This is a genomic window from Megasphaera paucivorans (assembly GCF_900103535.1).
In the GTDB taxonomy this organism is placed as follows: Bacteria; Bacillota; Negativicutes; order Veillonellales; family Megasphaeraceae; genus Megasphaera_A; species Megasphaera_A paucivorans.
Genome location: NZ_FNHQ01000040.1, coordinates 1 through 20533 on the forward strand (window position 1 = coordinate 1; position 20533 = coordinate 20533).

A 20533-nucleotide genomic window follows, 5' to 3' on the forward strand; every position below is an offset into this window, starting at 1 on the left:
TAGCCATTCCGACGGTTGGAGGTTTCCTTCTTGCTATGATCATTGGAGCTATACCCGAGATGGTTATCTATCTCGCCCTGCAGCATAGCTTCGAAGATAGGACCGAACACGTCCTTCAGCGCTATCTGCATGTCTTCCTGCGTCTTCGGCTGGTATTGTTCCATGATGAGCTTGGCGATTGCCTGGCCTTTCTCACTCGGGTTTCTACGTTTCTTCATCAGTGCTGTACTCAATTCCTTTCAACCTGCTTTCTGATAGTGTACCGCACCTCGACAAAAAAATGAAGTGCGTAAGTTAGTAAATTGGTTACCGGTAACTTACACACTTCATTTTACACTCCCATATACTATACATTTTGTATTCAGCAGTATCTACTATGTCCCTTTTAACTTTTAATTATCTTCTTCTCCCTCATACAAATCTACCGCACTTGTTTTTCGCAGCACTCCCGTATAGTGTTCACCAAAAATTCCTATTTTATCTTTGCCTGGATAATAGGTAATATCCAAAGGTACATAGGTATCAAAATCAATATACAGCAGATCTTCCACCGCAGAATTATTTGTTAATTTATGCATCCCTTCGGAACCTGTTGGAAAAAATATAATATCTCCCGTCTTTACTTCTTGTTTCCCTTCCTTCGTTTCTAACATCCCCTCACCCGAAATGATATAAAATGTTTCTTCACTGTATTCATGATAATGCAAAGGAAATGCCGCCTTTTTAGGAGGGAGCCGTAAAAAAGCAATATTAGACTTAAATCCATCTTCCCCTTTTATAAATTTATAGCGATCATACTCATATGTCTTACCAAAAGAATTACTTTGTTTATCAAGGTCTTTCCATCGAGAAACGATAACCTTCTTATTGTTCATACAAAACACTCCCTTTCTAATACACGTTTTTTCTCTTATCCATGTGTTTTTATTGTCATTTGTTTCGCGTATCAAATATAAAACTATTTCATTAGTCTTATATAATGGATTTAAGTGATGCATTCTCAGTCCATCGAGAAGTACTTCCTCCCATAATAGCATTTTAATATATTCTCTTTAGTTATCAAATCAACACAAGGTGCCGCAGTCCAAAATCCCAGCGTCTCTGTCTCCATACCTGTTTCACTGATTGTTATAATATTTAAATCAGTAATTACAATATTTAATCACCGTTAAATATGTCTTTGAGACGTTTTGCCTACAAGATTCTAAATGTACACAATGCATACATCTCGGGTAATATGGACCCACTATTTCTGCAATGACAAAATCCCGAAATTGAATGCCAATCGAAAACATACCCGTGTCCATTGGATTAAAACAAATAATTTAATGAACCAAGAAATAATGTCCTTATTTTTTGAAGTAGTTATTGTTTCATAAATTTTGGCAATCGATATTTTCGCAATTTTACTCACTTCATATACAATAAAATCGGCTATGTCAATTTAAAAACAATAGAGTTCATAATTCTTCTTCTTTTCTATATAAATTATTTTTATATATTATATACTACTAAAAACACAAGAATAACGCAATAACTACTAAAGACCCGCAGTCTTATCAAAACTATACTTTTATAGCTGTATGCTACTTATCTATTAAACAAAACTTACTTTATCTCCTAATTATCAACTGTAGCAACTCCCGATATTTATCAGAATCAACCCTCACTCGTTTCTTTAAGAACATGGAAAATTTCCGGTACAAAATCTGCAGAAACAATGTTTTTTCTGGCAATAAGAAACTTTGCAGTATATCTTTTCTCTGTAGTATCTCCCTATTCGACAAGTTAGGATTACCCATTTTCCATCTTCATATTTTGCGTATCCGTAAAATAAATTTTCCGACTTTCTCGCTGCCAAATACTCTCCATACCTACTTTTTAATATAAAAAAATAAGCAGTTCTAAGCAAAAGCTTAGAACTGCTCCATATAGTAAAATGGCGGAGTGGCAGGGATTTGAACCCTGGCGGGCCTTACGACCCCTAACGATTTAGCAATTCGAACTACCTGTTTTTGTTCATTTTGTTTCATTGCCATGAATGCAGTTATAATCCACATTTTCTTCTTTTTCATTTTTTTTTTGTTAATGTCTCTTTTAATCTATTTTCTTACATTTGAGCGACGATGTGAGCAACTATTGTCAACTTTCACAATAAAAACAAACTAAAATAAAACATGCATAATTTATACATTATGTACATACCATGATCTAAATATATTACTATAATTTTATATTTTACAATTTATAATCCTTTCTACAAACTTTGAATCGTAGTGAGAGTAAAATAAACTTTGTTCTTCATCCATTTTTGTTATACACCGCATATCCTCTTCTGCCAACACAAAATCAAATACATCAAAATTTTGTTTCATACGATCTTTGTGTATCGATTTTGGAATAACGACAATGTCATTCTGTAAGAGAAACCGTAAAGCAACTTGTGCTATTGATTTATTATATTTTTCTCCAATATGCTTAAGCTCCGGATTGGCAAAAAAATCTTTACGCCCTTCCGCAAAAGGTCCCCATGCTTCATGTACCGTTCCATATTTTGTCATGATTTCATGAGCTTTTTTCTGCTGCTGGAATACATGAGTTTCTACCTGATTAACAGCCGGTTGTATTTCTACAAAATGACTTAAATCAATAAACCGGTCGGGGTAAAAATTTGAAACGCCAATAGCCCGCAACTTACCTTCCTTATAGGCATTTTCCATAGCATGATATATACCATAATAATCATTAAAAGGTTGATGTATGAGCATAAGATCAATATACTCCATTTGAAGTTTTTTTAATGAAGCGTCAATAGATTTTTTAGCCTTCTCATAGCCACCATTCGTAATCCATATTTTCGTCGTAATAAACAATTTTTCTCGACTAACACCACATGCTTTTACAGCATTTCCTACGGCTTCTTCATTCATGTATGCCTGTGCCGTATCAATCAATCGATACCCGATACGGATAGCATCAAGCACACACTTTTCACATTCTGCAACATTAGAAATTTGATATACCCCATAGCCAATTTTCGGCATTTTTATACCATTATTTAAAGTTACATAATACATTATTATTTTCTCCTTTGATTTATGATTAATTTATTGATTATTTTTATGATATAATACAAACTATATCATAAAAAATCGAGACCACACGAGGTGTCTCGATTTTTTATCCAATAATCACTGTCGCTAAGAACAAATTAACTATAACAAATAATTTTATTTAACTACATTTTGCCGCTCACCATTTATAAATTTTTGCAAGTTATCTACTGCAATATCCATAAGACGCCGTCTAGCTTCCTTGGGAGCCCAAGAAATATGTGGAGTAATGAGACAATTATCAATTCCCAACAAAGGATTGCCTTTCTTAATTGGTTCTGTTGATACTACATCAAGAGCAGCTGCTCTCACCTTTCCACTTTTTAAAGCTTTTGCAAGATCTGCTTCAATAATCAAAGATCCCCGGGAATTATTTATAATAATGACACCATCTTTCATTTTATCAATATTTTTTTTATTAATGATTCCCTTTGTATCATAAAGTAGTGGACAATGAAGAATAATTATATCGGATTCAAAAAAAAGTGTATCCCGATCCACATATTTTGCAACAGAACGCCCCACATCACTTTCAAATGCATCATTAGCAAGTACTTCCATCCCTAATGCCTTAGCAATACGAGCTGTCTGTTGGCCTATACGTCCTAATCCGATAATTCCAAGTTTTTTCCCTGCTAATTCAATCAAGGGATATTTCCAGAATGACCAATCTGCATTATGTTCCCACTCACCACTCTGTACCGCCTGATTGTGAATTCCCACATGGTGACAGATTTCCAATAATAAAGCTATTGCCATCTGTGCCACTGAATTAGTACCATAAGCAGGAACATTAGTAACTACTATGTTTTTATTTATTGCCGCTTTTACATTAACAATATCATATCCAGTTGCTAGTATTCCAATAAACTTTAAATTAGGTGCCTGATCAATGACACATTTAGATATAGGCGTTTTGTTAGTATAAACAGCTTCAGCATTGCCTATACGTTGTGCAATGATTTTATCATCATATTCTGTACGATCATAAATTACAGTATCACCTAAATTTTGTAATGTATTCCAGCTTAAATCGCCGGGATTTTCACAATATCCATCTAAAACAACTATTTTCATTCAAAGCCCCCCTACCATTCAAGAAATATATTAAGTAAATGTTTATTATACTATTACTTTAATACTTCTTCTAATTTCGTAAAAGGTTTGTTAAGCGCATCTGCTACGGCCTTAAAGGTAATTCTTCCATTAACTGTATTTAATCCTTGTGCTAATCCTACATCATCCTTCAATGCCTGTTTCCAACCCTTATTAGCAATTTTTAAAACATAGGGAAGTGTAGAATTGGCTAATGCTATAGTAGATGTCTTAGGTACAGCTCCTGGAATGTTGGCTACAGCATAGTGGACAATACCATATTTTATATAAATAGGATCTGTATGGGTTGTTACATGATCAATTGTCTCCACCCCGCCACCTTGATCAATGGCAACATCAATAATAACAGAACCCTTGCTCATTTCTTTAACCATATACGCTTTTACTAATTTAGGTGTCATGGCTCCAGGAATCAATACACAACTAATTAACAAATCAGCTTTCTTTGTCCATCTAGCAATTTCAAAAGAATTGGAAACAACTGTTTCTACCCGACCATTGAAAATATCATCAATATATGAAAGACGTTCTGGATTCATATCAAGCACCGCAACTTTAGCGCCAAGGCCTACTGCCATTTTTGCAGCATTAAGCCCAACTGTACCGCCGCCAATAATAACAACTTGTCCAGGTTCCACACCTGGCACTCCACCAAGAACCATCCCCTTTCCTCCATATTGTCTTTCCAGATACTGTGCACCAATTTGCACACTCATGCGACCCGCTACACGACTCATTGGAGAAAGTAATGGAAGTGAATTGTTCGTACCACGAACTGTTTCAAACGCAATTCCAACTACTTTGTTTTTTAAAAGCGCTTCTGTTAATTCTATTTCTGGTGCAAGATGAAGATATGTAAATAATATTTGGTTTTCATGAAACATATTGTATTCGGGAGCCAGTGGTTCCTTAACTTTTACAATCATATCTGTTTTATCAAAAACTTCTTTTTTGTCTAACAATTGCACTCCAACAGCTTTATACTCTTCATCTGTAAATCCACTGCCTTCACCTGCTCCTTTTTCAACTAACACGGTATGTCCCGCTTCTTTTAGAACATGGCAACCCGCAGGTGTTAATCCAACACGAAATTCATGATCTTTAATCTCTGTCACGGTCCCTATTATCATTATAAATTCCTCCTTATTATACTTATAATTTTGCAATCTCCGCTGAAGCTTTCAAGAAATCATCAATTTCTTTCGGTGAATTGCAATGAATAGGTGATACACGTACAACGCCTTCTAATCCTAATGATTCAACAATACGTTTAGAATAATGATTTGGCGACTTCCGTTCAAACACATAAATTCCTCTCTTTATATATTCCTTTACTGCAGAAGTTACATCCATGTTTTTAAAAATGATCGGTAAAATATAATCACGTTGTGTCAAATCTGGATTATCACAAATAATTTCAATGTTAGAAATATGTCGAAGTCCTGAAAGTTCATCAGTTCCTTCCAAAGTACGATATAACAAGGCTCGTTCTTGTAATGCAATACGTTTAATACCTTCTGCAAAAAGAGTTCGTCTATCACTACTATCAATAAAATGTCTTCCTATCCACGCAACATGATCAACAATGGCACTAAATCCAGCAAAAATATGAGGAGCCGTACTTCCCAATTCCCATGTATCATCGCTATAACATAAGATATGATTATGTGGCAGTCTTGCACAACGTTCAGATACCCAGCCAACACCAGAACCACGGCAAGCAAAGAATTTATATGGAGCAAAATCCATTGCATCAATATCTAAATGAGATAAATCAATTAGCCCGTGTGGTGCATGTTGTACCGCATCGACAACAATATAAATATCTGGTTTAATGGCTCTTGCAGCTTTTACAATTGCAGGAATATCATTAACACCACCTGTCGTATTGGAAGAATACATACAGCTTAATACCACCGTATCTTTATCTACCAATCGCTGAACTTCTTCTACATCAATACGGCCCGTAGCGCGATTGGGTTGTAAAACACGAAGTTCTCTACCTGTTTTTTCTGCATAATATTGAACTGAATCAAATCCAGATGGATGTTCTAACACAGAAACAACCATATTTTTTCCTTCTATATTGTTCGCAATCGATTCAATAATATTAAACATAACTTGAGAGGCTGATAAATAAGTAATAATAGAACCTTTTTGTGTGTTAAAAATAATACGCAAATCTTCATAACCTCTCTTAACTTTTTCATCTTGAACATCTGCCTGCTGTTGATGCCGGCCTGGACAATCCGGATGTGAATCTACATCTACCACAGCTTGAATACAAGATTTTAAACGCAAAGCGCCTCCAGAATTTTCAAAAAAGATTCTTTTCCCAAAATTATCATGATCTATATTATAAAAACGATTTCGAACCTCTTGCTGTAATTTTTCAGAAAATAATAAACCCTGTGGATATTCTTTAGTATCAATCATCATAAGTTCCTCCTATTAAAAAGTTAATTTCCCATCTTTTAAAATAATCTTACCATCTACACGCAATGTTGGTTTTATATACACACAGTCCAGATGAATTGGGCAAGCGTTCGTTCCACCAAAAGTTCGATCATCACCAACCCCAAAATGCATAGTCCCATAGCACCCTTCATCTTCTAACATCCTACCATTCAACCTACAGGCAGGATTCATACCAACTCCTATTTCCCCAATATGATAAACATTGGAATTTTTATAACTAGCTAAAATATCAGCAAAAATTTTAGCTTGTTCACCGCCTGATATATCAACAATTTTACTGTCTTTTATTTTAAAACAAATAGGTTCTTTCAATAGTCCAAGTTTGGGATGAGGAATACTACCATCTATAAATACTACACCATTAGCGGTCCCAATATTTGCACCAATAGCACATTCAATATCGGGTGGAGAAGATGTCTGTCCTGGTACTAAACTACGTCCATATTGAGGAAATCCTTTACGTCCTGTAATATCGGCTGTAAAATGACTTCCATTTTGAGTTGTAATTTCAATTGTATGTCCTTCCATTAACGCATTCATTTTTGTCACTTTTTTTTCTTGAGCTGCAAAATCAACAGTTAACCCCCCTTCTTCTAACATCTTTAAATCATAATCGGAACAATTTAAATCCCGCGCACCATTACTACATGCTTTACGTTTAGCATCTGTACTTGAAATAGAAAATTTAGTTGCTCTAAAAATCACATCTGCTTCTAGCATAGCTGCCGTGATAATATCTGGTGGTTCTTGACCGTGCATCGTCTGTGTTGGCATCATAACCATACTTCGATTAGGAAATTTTTCTGCAGCATCCCAAATAGCCTGTGCTATTTTAATGCTATCAGGGTCCGTTACAATAAGGATTTTCTCATTTTCTTTACATTGAGCACAATCATGTATAAGCGTATCGCATGCTTTATAATGTTTTGTCATTATCATTACACCTCACTTTATTTATATTCTCACAAACTTTTAAATATTATTAATTTTTACTATAATTTGTCACACTTGCATCAAACTCTTCTTCAATTTCCATACTAATTTCTTCCAATGTTTTATGCCTCGTCTCAACACCTAGAACCATAATTACAACAGCCAAAACAATTACAACTATTCCCAATCCGATAAACACAGCGGTAACCCCATAATTTGTCAACAACCATGCCACAATATACGGAGAGAAAATTGCCGATATTCGACCAACTGCATTGGCAACTCCAGTTCCCCTTAATCGAGCTTCAGTTGGCCACATTTCCGGTACATATACTGAACAAACTAAGCAAGTATAAATATATATAAAAATTATTAGGATAAATCCTAATGCAACAATGATTACTTCATCTCGTTGTAAAGAATAAACATACCCCAAAACACCTATGATAAGTAATAATGATGATGTCATAATTTTACGAGGAAATCTGTCAACTGTCCGAGATGCAATAAATACACCAATGGGAGCTCCAATAAGCATTAAGGCTACCATTCCAATAGATTTAGTAATACTAAGTCCTTGTTGAATAAAAATAGTCGGCACCCAATTAACAACAGTATATATTAGTGTATTCATACCAATCAGAACAGCAGAAGAAACGATTGTTCGTTTAAGTAAAACTCCATGAAACAAACTCCAAATACTAATTTGTCTAATTAATGGAATATTAGTTTCATCCATTTCTAAAACTTTTGACAATTTTTTCCCTGTTGTTCTTTCAATACTTTTCTCAACTTTAGAAACAATAATATCTGCTTTCTCATATTCACCACGAGACTCATACCATCGCGGTGATTCCGGCAGATTATGTCTAAGCATCCATACGATTAGTGCCGATATACCGCCAATCAAAAACATGGCTCTCCAGGTAAATATAGGTATAATAAAATAAGCTGCTATTAATGCCACCGGTGGCCCACAATTAGCCACTAACGATAAAAAGGAAGTCCATCTACCACGCACTCTAGCCGGTACGAATTCAGAAAATGTCCCAAACCCTACGACAAGCTCAGCTCCCAAACCTATACCCATAATTCCCCGTAAAATAATGAGTAAAGTCATACTTGTTACAAAAGTCGCGGCAATAGCAGCAATACCAAAAATCAAAAGATTTAACTGATAAGCAAATTTTCTTCCTAAATGATCTCCGGCTAAACCCGCAAAAATAGACCCTAAAAACAATCCTGCCATTGTAGTAGAAATAAAAACAGCATTCAAATAATTAGTTGACCACCCTGTTTTTATTAATTCTGACAAAACCGCTCCCCCCATATAATTGTCAAAACTGTCAATAAACATACCTAGCCCTATTAAAACAAGAATTTCATAGTGCCAATTTGATATCGGTAAACGATCAAGTCGTGCACCAATATTTTTTGATCCTTCCATAAGCAACGCCTCCCTTAACCATAGAATAGCTAGATTCAACATTTTATTACGTCATTGCGCGCTTCTTGAATTCAACTTACATGTAAGTTGAATTCAAGAAATATCATAGTGTGATTATATATCAGATATTATTTTTTGTCAATATATAAATGACTTTTAATTAACAATAGCTTTCTTATAATCTCATACAAATTAATTTTATAATTTATAAGTTTTATTGTTAAGGATAATTGTATTATAAAAAAAACGAAATACATATAAAATATTGTATCCCGCTTTTTATAAATATATTTATGCCAGCTTGTTACCTAGCTATGATTTTAATTTACAAATAATCAAGTATTATGTCGACTTATTGTAATATTTTTATATCCATCTAAAATATTTTTTTCAATAGCATCAATAAAACCTTGTTTGTCTTTTTGCTGTAAACAATTAATAATATTTTCATGCTCTTTTAAACTTTCCAAAAGTCTAAAAGAATTCTTACACGAATTTAATCCAATCAAAAATGCACGATCAAAAAGTATATCTAGCACAGAAAAAAACTGCGTATTTTCATATTTAGAAAGCAAATATCTGTGAAAGTTAGTGTCTTCTGACATAAATGCTTTAGCATCACCATTTTGAACAGCTAGTTTTTGTTTATCATATGAATTTTTAAGATACTCTATATCTAATTGAGAAAAAAAATCAAAGCTGTTCTTTGCTGAATATGTTTCAATAGCAGCTCGTAGTTCATATATTTCTCTAGCATCATCAATCGTTAAAGTTTTTATAATAACACCTTGCTTAGGCGCTATTGTTAAAAATTTATCATGTTCAAGTTTTTGGCATGCATTAGTTACCGGTGTTCTACTAATATTTAATTCCTTTGCCATTGCAGAAATACTAATAACTTCTCCTGGCAAAAGTTCTCCATGCACAATTTTCTCTTTAATTGTTTGATAAGCTGTTTGTGTTAAATTAACTTCTTTTTTCTTTGATATATCCATTTTATTTATTCCTTTCCCTATATCTACTATCACTTATTTATAATAATGTCATATATGTCATTTGAATGCAAGTGGAATGACACAGATTGTAATACTAATTCGTCACAAAATATTTTTTATAACCTACTACAATATATGTAGATGTCAAGCAAAATCGTAACACTTAGTGATAGTTTTTTCAGGCGGTCATTCTGGCAGCCTAAGAAGTTAATCCATTATTGTAAGAATAAGGCCTACGCCGATTGTAATGGCAATAGACAAACCAATAGAAACCTTCATTCATCGACTTCACATCCTTGAATCTCCGTAAATTAAAATATTCGTTTTTCAAAGTGTTATAGAATGGATTCTCAACACTTTGTCAGACACTTTTTATAAGGTCAATTTTCTAAATTCCGCCGGAGTCATACAATTTAATGATCCATGAATTCTATTATTATTAAACCAAATTCACATAACTCGTTAATTCGTACCGCAACTGGCTTAAACTGTCAAAATTGCGTCCATAAACAAATTCCGTTTTAAATATTTTGAATGTCGCCTCCGCTACAGCATTGTCATACGGACATCCCTTCATACTCAAAGACCGCCTAATTTTGAATGTTGTAGTTACCTTTTCAAGCAGTTCATTTTTAAACTCACGGCCTCTGTCTGAGTGAAACATTCGGATTTTACGCAAATCTATTTTTACTGTTGCAAAGGCATCATATTCCCTTCCACCAAACCACCCGTATATAACGGCAGACTAACTGCCAGTGTATTGGAAAAGGTGTTCCCGATCAAAGTAACATTTTTCATCACAATTTGCGACTATTAACGGTTGCAACCGATGTATTGGATTCGGCACGCGTTCCTGCCCATATATTATATAATCCACACTCGGCATAAGTCCCGCACGAGCTTCATCAATATCATATTCTGCCTGTTTCAAGTCATAATGTGCGATCTTGATATCCCGATTGTAATCCCCAGCACCGCGCTACCGCTTTCGGCAGCATTAATTCCAGCAATTGGTCCGGGGATACTCTGCCGCCGGAAATGACCTGTCCTTTTACGCTTTTCTGCACTTTATCTTGCACCGCCTGTTTTTCCGTGAGAATTTTCTGCGCAATGAATTCCCGTAGTTTCAGAGATACATCTGTTTTGGCAGCGGTCGAGGCGGTGTCTTTCATTTTTTGCAGTTTTCGTCGCTGTCGGATTATCCACCGGCAGAATAACGGGATCCACCGTATTGGCAAGTATCTGCAGCTCCCACATTAGCACCCCCGACAGTTGTGATCACCATGGCAATAACTAGTTGTTTATACAATTTCTGATTCATCTTGGGTGCCACATTATTTATACTTCTCCGGTTTTCAATCATAGTCTTGATTTCTCGCCTAAAAACAAAATTAGTCACAAATATAAAAAAAATTTAAAGACAAACGCTTTTATTACGATTACCCATGCATATTGCATGAGTAAAAGCGTAATGACAAAAACTCTCATAGATAAAAATTTAAATAAGTAACACTATTTTACAATCATAATAGTACAAGATGAGCGCAATAAGACATACTGGCTTACACTTCCCATAATAACTTGTTTCAATTTTCCTAGCCCGCGATTTCCTATCACAATTAGATCAGTTTCATGAGCCTTAGCATATTTTACAATTATTTCTGCAGGGTTTCCTATTTCAACAACAATTTCAGTCTGAATATTCGCAGATATTCGGTGTCGTAGATCTGTTAACAACTGACATCCTTTTTCTTTTAACTCCAACGGTATATAGCCACCTGTACTTACTTGCTCAAATGAAGAAATTTTTTTATTCAAATCAACCACATGGAGCAACGTTAAGTCAGCGCCACTTAACCCGGCTATATACGCTGCTTTTTCCAAAGCACGCAAAGATTGCTCGGATCCATCTACAGGGACAAGAATAGTATCAAAAGTCATAAAAATTCCTCCTTATTACACATTATGTTTTGTTTATTTTACATAATGCGCTTTTTCTACTCCGTAAAAAAACATAACAAAAAACAATTAATAGAACTCCTATATAAATCAGAAATCCACCAAATTCATTAGCTATATCCCAAAAACCAGCACCACGCATCATAATATCTCTAACAAATTTGTATTCCCATACCAACGGGAAAAAATGAGAGCCAATTCGCACCCAATCAAGCAAGTCAGCAAGTGGTCCCGACTGTCCTCCAAATATAAATCCTCCTGGAATGAACAAAATCATTCGACTGGCAGCAACCCCAGGATTAGCAGCAGTCCAACCAAATAAAATACTCATAATTCCCACCGCGGAAATATAGAAAATCTGCGTAACAAAAAAAAGGATAATACTACCAGAAAATACCATATCATTCGCAACACGCAATATGGCCATTCCAACAAACAGAGCCGTCAATAAAATTACACTATACGGAACTAATCGTAATAAAATATCAAATAGTGTACCTTTCTTAAGAATTTCTTCAAGTTTACCTTCTATGCGCAGACGAGGTACCATGCCAATAGTAGCAAAGACAAAAAACATACTGGAAAAAAAGAAAAGAAACCCTTGAGATTCTCCATTGCTGCTGGAATTCGAAGGATTGAACAAATTTCGTGTGTTCAGTGTCATTCCCTGACTAATGCTATCTCCCGTACTTTCTTCAATAGCCCCATTAATAGTTAAATTTTCATCAGCGACAATTTCATTAAGGGCATCTCTAATATCAGCGGTTAATGCTGTATTAGTATTATCATAAAATACACCTATATTCGTTGCCGTTTGACTATATCGATCTTTTTCCAAGTCTTTTGGTAGTACAACAACGGTTACACACTTATCTTCATAAAAAAGAGTGTTGGGATCTACTGCTGAATAAATAATAGTACTAACCTTCATACATGGTGATGAGTTAATTTTCTCCACTATTTCATGACTATATTTTGAATTGTCTAAATCTATAATGCCTATTGGAAGATTCCGTGAGATATTATTTCCCAAAGTAAGTGTAAAAAAAATTGTAACAAAAATCGCTACTGTAAAAGCAACTTTCTGATATGGCATACCACGTCCAGATAGTAAAAATCTAATCTCATCTCGTATTGAATTCATCATTTTTCACCCGTATCGTCATTCCCGGTATTATCCCACTCTGCGATTCTGTGTAAATACGTATCTGAAAAGCAGATAAATCCGTTTGTCCTTTTTCACGAGACATTTTTAAATCAGCAAACCCAGGTGCCTTCGTAATAGAACGAATGGTACCTTCAACCTGTTTATTTCCTGTAACAGTATATCCTGTTATTGAACTTCCCTCGGAAAGATTACTAATTTGTTGTTCATTCACATATATATCATAATAATATCGTTTGCTTTCCATTAAAATAACAGGGGTATTAGCTGTAATCATTTCACCCTGTTTTGCTAAAATCTTTAAAATTTTACCATCTTCAGGAGCTCGAAGTGTAAGTCGTTGTTTTTGAACTTGAAGCTCTTTCAGTGACACTTCTAATGCATGTTTTTGCTGTATCAATGCTTCTACATCATTTTGCTTGTTAGACAGCGTTTGACGCGATTGTTCAATGGCAGGAAGTTGCAAAGAATCAGTATCCCCTGTATCGGAAGCGCCTCCTAAAAGCTGAGCCAGCGCTTGTTTCTGTTGCGCCACAGTAGCTGCCGCTATTTGTAATGCCATTTGTGCATCATCCATTTCTGAACGAGAAATAGCGCCTTGCCCCACTAATGCTTGTTTTCGTTCATAATCAAGTTGTTTATTTTCGTATGTTGCTTGTGCCGAATTGATAAGAGCCTTTTGCTGATCAATTTGACGAAAATTTTGTGTTTCTGTTGTATCTGCTTGGGCATATCCAATGCGAATAGTTCCCTTACTGGATTCAATTTGAGCATCCAATTGCGCAATTTGAGCAATTGCTTGTTCAATAGAATGATCTACATCTGTACTATCCAACACCATAAGGACGTCCCCTTTTTTTACTGTCTGGGATTCTGTGGCAGCTTCATTAATTATACGTCCGCTGACAGAATCAAACGAGATTTTCACTTGTTCTGCAGTTAAAATACCATCTTTCTTTTTTATTCCCATAGCAACGGCATCATTCCCTTTGTACATGAGGAACAATCCGCTGATAATGAGAAGTATAATAAAAATACTTCCCATTTTAAAAGTTCTGCTACGTATATCCATGTTTATTATCGTACCCCCTTCTTATGTAATTAGTCGGCTAACTATATGCGTATAAAAATTATTAATCAGAAATTTCGGTCAAAAGCCAAATTAATTCATCTTGTTGTTTATCCGTCAACTTTTTCATGATAGAAGAAATACGCAAATAATGATCCGGCAAAATTTGCTCCATAAAATTTTTCCCTTGACAAGTTAGCAGAATTTTTTTTGATCTGCCATCCTCTGTATCATATATGGAATAAACCATCCCATCCCGTATCATGCGTCGCAACATAACACTAATAGTAGCTTTTGTTACTCCAGCACGATATGCAAGAAAAGACGGTGCTACACCTTCAGGATGCTGATGAAGAAGAATCATAACCCGTAATTTTCCTTCTGATAAATGATGTTGCTTCTCCAATACGTTGTTAATATTAGCTTTTATTTTTTCAGAAGCTCGCATGATGCGTAACATTGCCAGTACTGATGACGGATTAAGTTCCGGTACTATTTTTGCGTAATTTTCTAATTCAGTTCTTGTTGGCAAAACTTGAAATTTCATTTTTACCATCCCTAATAATTAGCTAACTAACTATAATTATAAAAAATAAATATTAAAATGTCAAATCTAACACTTTATGTGTGTCAAGAATTTTCATTTACACCAACGATACTATGTTTGTTCTGTGATCTCAGCAATCATGCATGCTTCTATGAATCGACTAAAGAAAAGGGATTGCTCCCTTTTCCTCGTCTAAGAACCGTACGTGAGAGTTTCCCGCTCATACGGCTCAAGCAGTTTTTAACCTTTTCCGGCGGCAATTATCCGTTGAATCTTTTGTTTCCTGTCCTTGAAATATTTCTAGTCTAAGAAAGGATTTTTACTAATCTGAAGATTCGGGTCGAGCAATGTGAATTGTCCGCAGATTGAATAGCTCATTTTTATCAGTAGAAAATAGCCAAGGCTTGTTTCCTCTACTGTGCCAGTACTTGTAAGTCTCCACCAACTAGTTTTATTGGGATGACGGTGTTTTGCCATCTTTGTAATAGTACGTACAAGGTATTGTTAATATTTGAAAACTTTTTGCTTGCAACTGTGTGTTGGTTATAATTAGTGGATGTACATGATCCGAGCATGCTAATAAAATCACTCCTTTCCACTGGCATAATTCTCGTAGTATTTGCCCTATTTAAAGTGAACCCCTTTGTCAAGACAGATTTTTTATAAAAATAAGTTAGGTTTTTGAAAGTAAATTTTTATAAACATCACCTGCCAGATGTGAAATATATTTCCTGCGGGGTATTGTAATTCAGATTTTGATGTAGCCGTTTTTCATTGTAATATTTCATATATTCATTGATGCCGATACGGGCTTCTCTTGGCGATTCATATTCTCTCGGATAAACACATTCTCATATTTTACGGTACGCCATAAGCGTTCAATGAAAATATTATCATAGGCACGTCCCCGATGATCCATGCTTATTTTGCAACCAGCATCAATAAAAATCTTAGCGTATCGCGGACTGGTAAAATCGACTAAGGAAAAGGGATTGCTCCCCTTCTCTCGTCTAAGAACCGTACGTGAGAGTTTCCCGCTCATACGGCTCAAGCAGTTTTTAACCTTTTTCTAGGCGGCATTTATCCGTTGAATCTTTAGCTTCCTGTCATTGAAATATTTCTTGTCTAAGAAAGGATTTTTACTAATCTGAAGATTCGGATGTCGGGCGATATGAATTGTCCGCAGATTGATTAGTTCATTTGTACCAGTAGAGAATAGCCAGGGCTTGTTTCCTTTACTATGCCAATACTTATTAAGTCGCCACCAACTAGTTTTATTGGGATGACGGTGTTTTGCCCATCTTTGTAACAGTACATACAAGGTGTTGTTAATATTTGAAAACGTTTTGCTTGCAACTGTGTGTCGGTGATAATTAGTCCAACCTCGTAAAACAAGATTTAGCCGGCGAATCATATCTTCTTGGGCGCTTGCCTTGCTTTCTTTGAGAACAATGTCAGATAGTTTCCTTACCACTCGTTTTACTGAATCTTTCGAAGGTTTTACAATGAGCTTTCCGTTATATTTTCGAAAAGTCCAGCCAAGGAAATCAAAACCATCGTCAATGTGAGTGATTGCAGTCTTTTCTTCTGATAGTTGCAGACCACGAGATGGCAAAAAGTGACTCACCAGAAGTTTTAACTCCTCCGCAATCTCTTTTGAATTGGCGGTTATGATAAAATCATCTGCATAACGTACTAAATTGACCTTTGTTTTTGCTCGATAGTGGTTTTCTATATTTCCCTTAGAATTCCGGTGATATTTATCTTGTATAAGTTTTTCTAGGCCATCCAGTGCCATGTTTGCATAGATGCTTGAGATTGCTCCACCCTGGGGAGAACCGATTTGTGTCGGGAATAAGGTCCCTTGATACATGAAACCAGCTTTAAGGAACTGACGCATAATTCTTTTATCCATTGGGATATTTGCAATCAGCCATTCGTGATTGATGTTGTCGAAACAACCTTTTATATCTCCTTCTACAATCCATTTGGGAGAACATTTTCTTGCCAAAACGCAGAAGATTTGTTCTCCTGCATCTTTGGCGCTCCTTCCTTTACGGAAACCGAAGGAAACGGCATCGGCGGTGGTTTCCTCAATGGGTTCAAGTGCAAGGGCGTATAGTGTCTGCATTGCCCGATCATACATGGTTGGAATTCCAAGAGGTCGTTTCTTCTTGCTGTTTTTCTTTTTGATGTAGACCCTTCGCAGTGGTCTTGCCTGGTATTGTTTATCGGTAAGCTGCAATACCGCTTTCATTTTTAATGCTGCAGTAGACCATAGCTTTTTATCTACACCGGGTGTTTTCTTACCTTGATTTGTTATTGCTTTCCTCACCGCATATGCCTTTGCTGAGAAAGAATGGGTCAATAAATACTGTAATCTTTTCGCTCTGTTTCTTTCGCCATCCGCTGTTGCCTTAGCAATTCGTGATTGTAGTCTATTAACATCATTTTCAATTTTGCACCAATTCATGGAATCCCATTGAAGTGCGAGTGCTTTTGTGTCTTTCAGTTTCTCGGGTTTACCCGTCGTTGATTTACTGGAATTCATAGATATACAATCCTTCCTGCCAAAAACTACCATGAGATAAGTCAGCACCCTTTCAGGTCAAGGTAAAGTGGGAACCTCTATCTGCTCTCATTACAAAATCAGCCTTCGCTTTTTATCTCTTTCTTCTGCCCTCTATGTCGTTTCATCCCTTGCGGTTAGATACCCCCATTCGGGGAACATATAGGGTTTACCAAGTTCCACTTAATATATAATTGTGAATGCCTTAGGAGCCACCTTTAAACCGGGAGCACATTTTCCATTCGCATTGGCTAGCGAGTAGACCGTTGCACGGCTCCATACCTTTTGGTCAAAGCGTTTCAGCCTTTTCGCTTTCTCCAGCGTAACGATTCCTACAGTGATTCACTTTACGTTCTCCATAGCATTCTTACTCTAGCAGTTATTCCGATTCAGGCTACCAGAATTCCCTCATTGTCTCGTGAGTTTTCTAACCAGGACGTTACCATCCAAGCTAGTCACGATAGAGTTACCCCGAATGGATAGGGTAGCATAATTGCAATATATTAAGCGACTTCTTGTCGCACATCGCTGCCTTGATCACTGTTCATAATCGTTGGGGTGCCTATTTGTAATGCTTTGCGACTCATTCCTAGTACGAAACCGATATCCATTGTGTCATCTAACATCCAAGCGATGATGTATCGTGAATACCAGTCAATAATGGCTGTCAGATACAACCAGGAAGAACGAATTGGGATATTATGTTATGTCAATGCTCCAGACTTAATCAGGATGTTCTATTGTTAATCCTTTCAGCACGGATATATGGGATTTTGTGGATTAGGCCGAGAGGTATTCTGCCGAGGATAAATCGCCTGTATGCCCATTTTCTGCATATGTTTCAATACACTGCTTTATGATTAATATTCCATGATTGATATTATCGAAAAGTCCAACAATATCAAACTCCACTACCCATTTCATCTGAAAGCACCTCTTCCTTGCTGTTCCAACCGCTTCGAGGGCTGATTTCCTTGGACGGTATGCCGCCGCTTTTTTTAAGAAACGATTTTCCTTTTCCATTTCTTCTAGCTGCTTCCTTAATTTCAGGTTTTCTTGCATATAATCATATTCCGATTGGGTGCTCGCTGTTATTTGACATTCTTCGCGATATAGCTTAGTAAAAGCTGCCCGAGAAGCTTTTCTCGGCTGCTCCTGGCAACGGTGCAAGGTTCATTTTATGCGAAATATATTGGCGCATGTTTCTGGTAAAAATAAAAAATCGTTTGCCGAAAAGCTCAAGCAAATCTGGCTACAGCCGGACTACGAGAGTGCTCAAAAATATGCTAATACATTCATGAATGACCATGAAGTTCAGTATCCTCAGGCCATATCCATGTTAGAAGAGGGCCTCGAAGAATCGCTTCAATTTTTCAGTTTCCAAGAAATTGATGCTAGAAAAATCTCATCTACAAATCTACTGGAACGATTAAATAGGGAAATCCGGCGCCGCACGAAGGTCGTTAATATTTCCCAGTATGAATTCGTACGTCCGATTAGTGACAAGTTATCTCATGGAATACAGTGAAGATTGGTCTAGTGGTCGTTCCTACATGAATCCCAAAATTATTACAGAGATTCTCTCATCAAAAATTGCTTAACCTCTATTTGGATATTGGTGGTTTTTGCAAACATAACTTGACACTATCGTTTTTTTGTGGAAAGGAAAAAGTCGGGACTTCTGATCCTCCATAATATTTACTTATATAATCTTCTAGTCTCTTTCAGTATTCTTTATAAGTCCAGTTTTTTTCCCGTCCCCCTCTTTTGAACTTTTAAGTATTTTATCAATACTAATTTTTATGTTATAATGAAGAATAATATATTTTTTTATAACCTGTTTTATATTATAAAAAGGAGTCTACTATTGAAAAAGAAAAAAATAGATGATACTGTCCTTCCTATCGATGATAAGTTCTACGTACAATCTATTCAACGCGCGTTAAAAATTATTGATGAAATCGGTAAGAATAACTCTCGTGGATTAGGTTTGAGCGAATTAGCAGGAAAACTTACTCTACCTGTGAGTACCGTCTATCGCATTATTCAAAATCTTGTATCTTGGGATTATGTGCGTGAACGTGAAAATGGTAATTATGTTTTAGGGTTTGCTTTATTATATATGGGGAATATAATTTGTGAAACATTGAATATTCCATCATATGCCCGTAAATATATGGACAAACTCAGTAACGAAACAATGGAAACAATTTATTTGTCTGCACTTGATGAAAAAACAGCGCGTTTTATCTATATTGATAAACGAGAAGGACAACATAACATTAAATTAGCTTCTACTGTAGGAACACGGAACTATATTCATTCTACAGCTAACGGAAAATGCTTAGTATCTACGTTATGTGATGATGCAATAACAGCATTACTCATGCAAGCCGGTATGCCACAATTGATGAACGCTACAATAATAACTATTTCAGATTATTTAAAAGCAGTAAATGACGTTCGTAAAAATGGTTATGCATTGGATAACCAAGAGAACGAGGCAGGTGTTGTATGTATTGCTGCTCCAATTTATGATTATTCTGAAAAAGTAGTTGCTTCTATAAGTATTTCTGGAACCATTGCAACAATAACAGAAACCCAAAAACCTCATTATATAGATTTAGTAAAAGATGCAGCATTACATATATCACAAGAATTAGGTTATCTTTACAAAAAGACCTGATTTTATTTGCAGTTGTTCGCTCTCACTACTATGAGGACACTCCAAATTCTTCGTAAATTCCATATAGTGGTGTAAATAATAAGAATGTACGAGTCAGCGGCTATATCGTTGGCTCGTTTTCAATATAACCACAAGGGCATACCCCTGTCAATCAATCCGGTATCCGATCTGCAAAATACACCGCGAGTTGTGCATGAATCTTGCTCCAATCAGGCCGTCGTCCCGTCCATTTTTTAGTAATATCCATCATAGCTAAATACAGCATTTTGAGCAAACTGTCATCCGTTGGGAATACAGACTTTGCTTTTGTCACTTTTCGTAGCTGCCGGTTAAATCCTTCGATGGCATTGGTAGTATAAATCAGGCGGCGTAGTTCCTCTGGATACTTAAAATAAGGACTTAAATTTGCCCAGTTTGATCTCCAAGATAACGTAATGGATGGATATTTAGTATCCC

23 protein-coding genes and 2 pseudogenes are annotated in these 20533 nt (G+C 35.9%); 2 read left to right on the forward strand and 23 right to left on the reverse strand.

Annotation, left to right across the window (positions count from 1 at the left end):
* The 22 genes and pseudogenes from BLR11_RS12345 to BLR11_RS14415 form a co-directional block, all read right to left on the reverse strand.
* Positions 1–218 (reverse strand): annotated as a pseudogene (locus BLR11_RS12345) (IS256-like element ISBsu2 family transposase); the annotation flags it as partial.
* 174 nt (positions 219–392) lie between these two features.
* Positions 393–875, reverse strand: coding sequence for a cupin domain-containing protein (locus tag BLR11_RS12350; protein WP_176762986.1), 483 nt, complete (start codon positions 873–875; stop codon positions 393–395).
* 1356 nt (positions 876–2231) lie between these two features.
* Positions 2232–3077 carry an aldo/keto reductase gene (locus tag BLR11_RS12355; RefSeq protein ID WP_091652615.1) on the reverse strand — a complete coding sequence of 282 codons (846 nt, stop codon included), beginning with the start codon at positions 3075–3077 and terminating at the stop codon, positions 2232–2234.
* Positions 3078–3230: 153 nt separating this feature from the next.
* Positions 3231–4190, reverse strand: a complete 960-nt coding sequence (locus BLR11_RS12360; protein ID WP_091652616.1) for a D-2-hydroxyacid dehydrogenase — start codon at positions 4188–4190, stop codon at positions 3231–3233.
* Positions 4191–4243: 53 nt separating this feature from the next.
* Positions 4244–5359, reverse strand: a complete 1116-nt coding sequence (ald, locus tag BLR11_RS12365; RefSeq protein ID WP_091652619.1) for an alanine dehydrogenase — start codon at positions 5357–5359, stop codon at positions 4244–4246.
* 22 nt (positions 5360–5381) lie between these two features.
* Positions 5382–6668: an aminotransferase class V-fold PLP-dependent enzyme gene (locus tag BLR11_RS12370; protein WP_218118814.1), complete on the reverse strand. Its 1287-nt coding sequence runs from the start codon at positions 6666–6668 to the stop codon at positions 5382–5384.
* Between the two features lie 12 nt (positions 6669–6680).
* Positions 6681–7640, reverse strand: coding sequence for an aminopeptidase (locus BLR11_RS12375; protein WP_091652625.1), 960 nt, complete (start codon positions 7638–7640; stop codon positions 6681–6683).
* A gap of 49 nt (positions 7641–7689) precedes the next feature.
* Positions 7690–9087, reverse strand: coding sequence for an MFS transporter (locus BLR11_RS12380; RefSeq protein ID WP_091652628.1), 1398 nt, complete (start codon positions 9085–9087; stop codon positions 7690–7692).
* Positions 9088–9422: 335 nt separating this feature from the next.
* Positions 9423–10082, reverse strand: coding sequence for a GntR family transcriptional regulator (locus BLR11_RS12385; protein WP_091652631.1), 660 nt, complete (start codon positions 10080–10082; stop codon positions 9423–9425).
* Positions 10083–10454: 372 nt separating this feature from the next.
* Positions 10455–10532, reverse strand: coding sequence for an IS3 family transposase (locus BLR11_RS14775; RefSeq protein ID WP_425433761.1), 78 nt, complete (start codon positions 10530–10532; stop codon positions 10455–10457).
* On the reverse strand, positions 10522–10659 hold the full coding sequence (locus BLR11_RS14780) for an IS3 family transposase (protein WP_425433760.1): 138 nt from the start codon (positions 10657–10659) through the stop codon (positions 10522–10524). Before BLR11_RS14780 ends, BLR11_RS14775 begins: the two co-directional genes overlap by 11 nt.
* A gap of 355 nt (positions 10660–11014) precedes the next feature.
* Entirely contained in the window at positions 11015–11320 is a 306-nt protein-coding gene (locus BLR11_RS12400; protein WP_176762987.1) for a hypothetical protein, read from the reverse strand.
* Positions 11281–11403, reverse strand: a complete 123-nt coding sequence (locus tag BLR11_RS14630; protein ID WP_281240855.1) for a hypothetical protein — start codon at positions 11401–11403, stop codon at positions 11281–11283. The genes BLR11_RS12400 and BLR11_RS14630 overlap by 40 nt, the downstream gene beginning before the upstream one ends.
* A 191-nt stretch (positions 11404–11594) precedes the next feature.
* A complete protein-coding gene (locus BLR11_RS12405) occupies positions 11595–12023 on the reverse strand; it encodes a universal stress protein (protein ID WP_091652642.1) in 429 nt (142 codons plus the stop codon).
* Between the two features lie 22 nt (positions 12024–12045).
* Positions 12046–13188 carry an ABC transporter permease gene (locus BLR11_RS12410; protein ID WP_245675168.1) on the reverse strand — a complete coding sequence of 381 codons (1143 nt, stop codon included), beginning with the start codon at positions 13186–13188 and terminating at the stop codon, positions 12046–12048.
* A complete protein-coding gene (locus tag BLR11_RS12415) occupies positions 13166–14278 on the reverse strand; it encodes an HlyD family secretion protein (RefSeq protein WP_091652649.1) in 1113 nt (370 codons plus the stop codon). Before BLR11_RS12415 ends, BLR11_RS12410 begins: the two co-directional genes overlap by 23 nt.
* Positions 14279–14339: 61 nt before the next feature.
* Positions 14340–14822 (reverse strand): MarR family winged helix-turn-helix transcriptional regulator, encoded by a 483-nt coding sequence (locus BLR11_RS12420; protein ID WP_091652652.1) that lies wholly within the window; start codon positions 14820–14822, stop codon positions 14340–14342.
* Between the two features lie 704 nt (positions 14823–15526).
* Positions 15527–15628 carry a hypothetical protein gene (locus BLR11_RS14785; RefSeq protein WP_425433762.1) on the reverse strand — a complete coding sequence of 34 codons (102 nt, stop codon included), beginning with the start codon at positions 15626–15628 and terminating at the stop codon, positions 15527–15529.
* Entirely contained in the window at positions 15607–15873 is a 267-nt protein-coding gene (locus BLR11_RS12425) for a transposase family protein (protein ID WP_143006440.1), read from the reverse strand. The genes BLR11_RS14785 and BLR11_RS12425 overlap by 22 nt, the downstream gene beginning before the upstream one ends.
* A gap of 18 nt (positions 15874–15891) precedes the next feature.
* The gene (gene ltrA / locus BLR11_RS12430) at positions 15892–17373 is read right to left on the reverse strand and encodes a group II intron reverse transcriptase/maturase (RefSeq protein ID WP_091652655.1); all 1482 of its coding nucleotides are present in this window, start codon (positions 17371–17373) and stop codon (positions 15892–15894) included.
* 521 nt (positions 17374–17894) lie between these two features.
* Positions 17895–18068, reverse strand: coding sequence for a DDE-type integrase/transposase/recombinase (locus BLR11_RS14790; protein ID WP_176762988.1), 174 nt, complete (start codon positions 18066–18068; stop codon positions 17895–17897).
* A gap of 103 nt (positions 18069–18171) precedes the next feature.
* Entirely contained in the window at positions 18172–18453 is a 282-nt protein-coding gene (locus BLR11_RS14415) for a hypothetical protein (protein WP_218118815.1), read from the reverse strand.
* Between the two features lie 55 nt (positions 18454–18508).
* Here BLR11_RS14415 and BLR11_RS12440 point away from each other — a divergent pair.
* Positions 18509–18992: pseudogene (locus tag BLR11_RS12440) on the forward strand (transposase); the annotation flags it as partial.
* A 266-nt stretch (positions 18993–19258) separates the two neighbouring features.
* On the forward strand, positions 19259–20077 hold the full coding sequence (locus BLR11_RS12445; RefSeq protein ID WP_176762989.1) for an IclR family transcriptional regulator: 819 nt from the start codon (positions 19259–19261) through the stop codon (positions 20075–20077).
* Positions 20078–20228: 151 nt separating this feature from the next.
* On the opposite strand, the gene BLR11_RS12450 is transcribed toward BLR11_RS12445, so the two are convergent.
* The coding region (locus BLR11_RS12450; protein ID WP_176762958.1) for a transposase at positions 20229–20533 on the reverse strand (305 nt) is incomplete at its 5' end.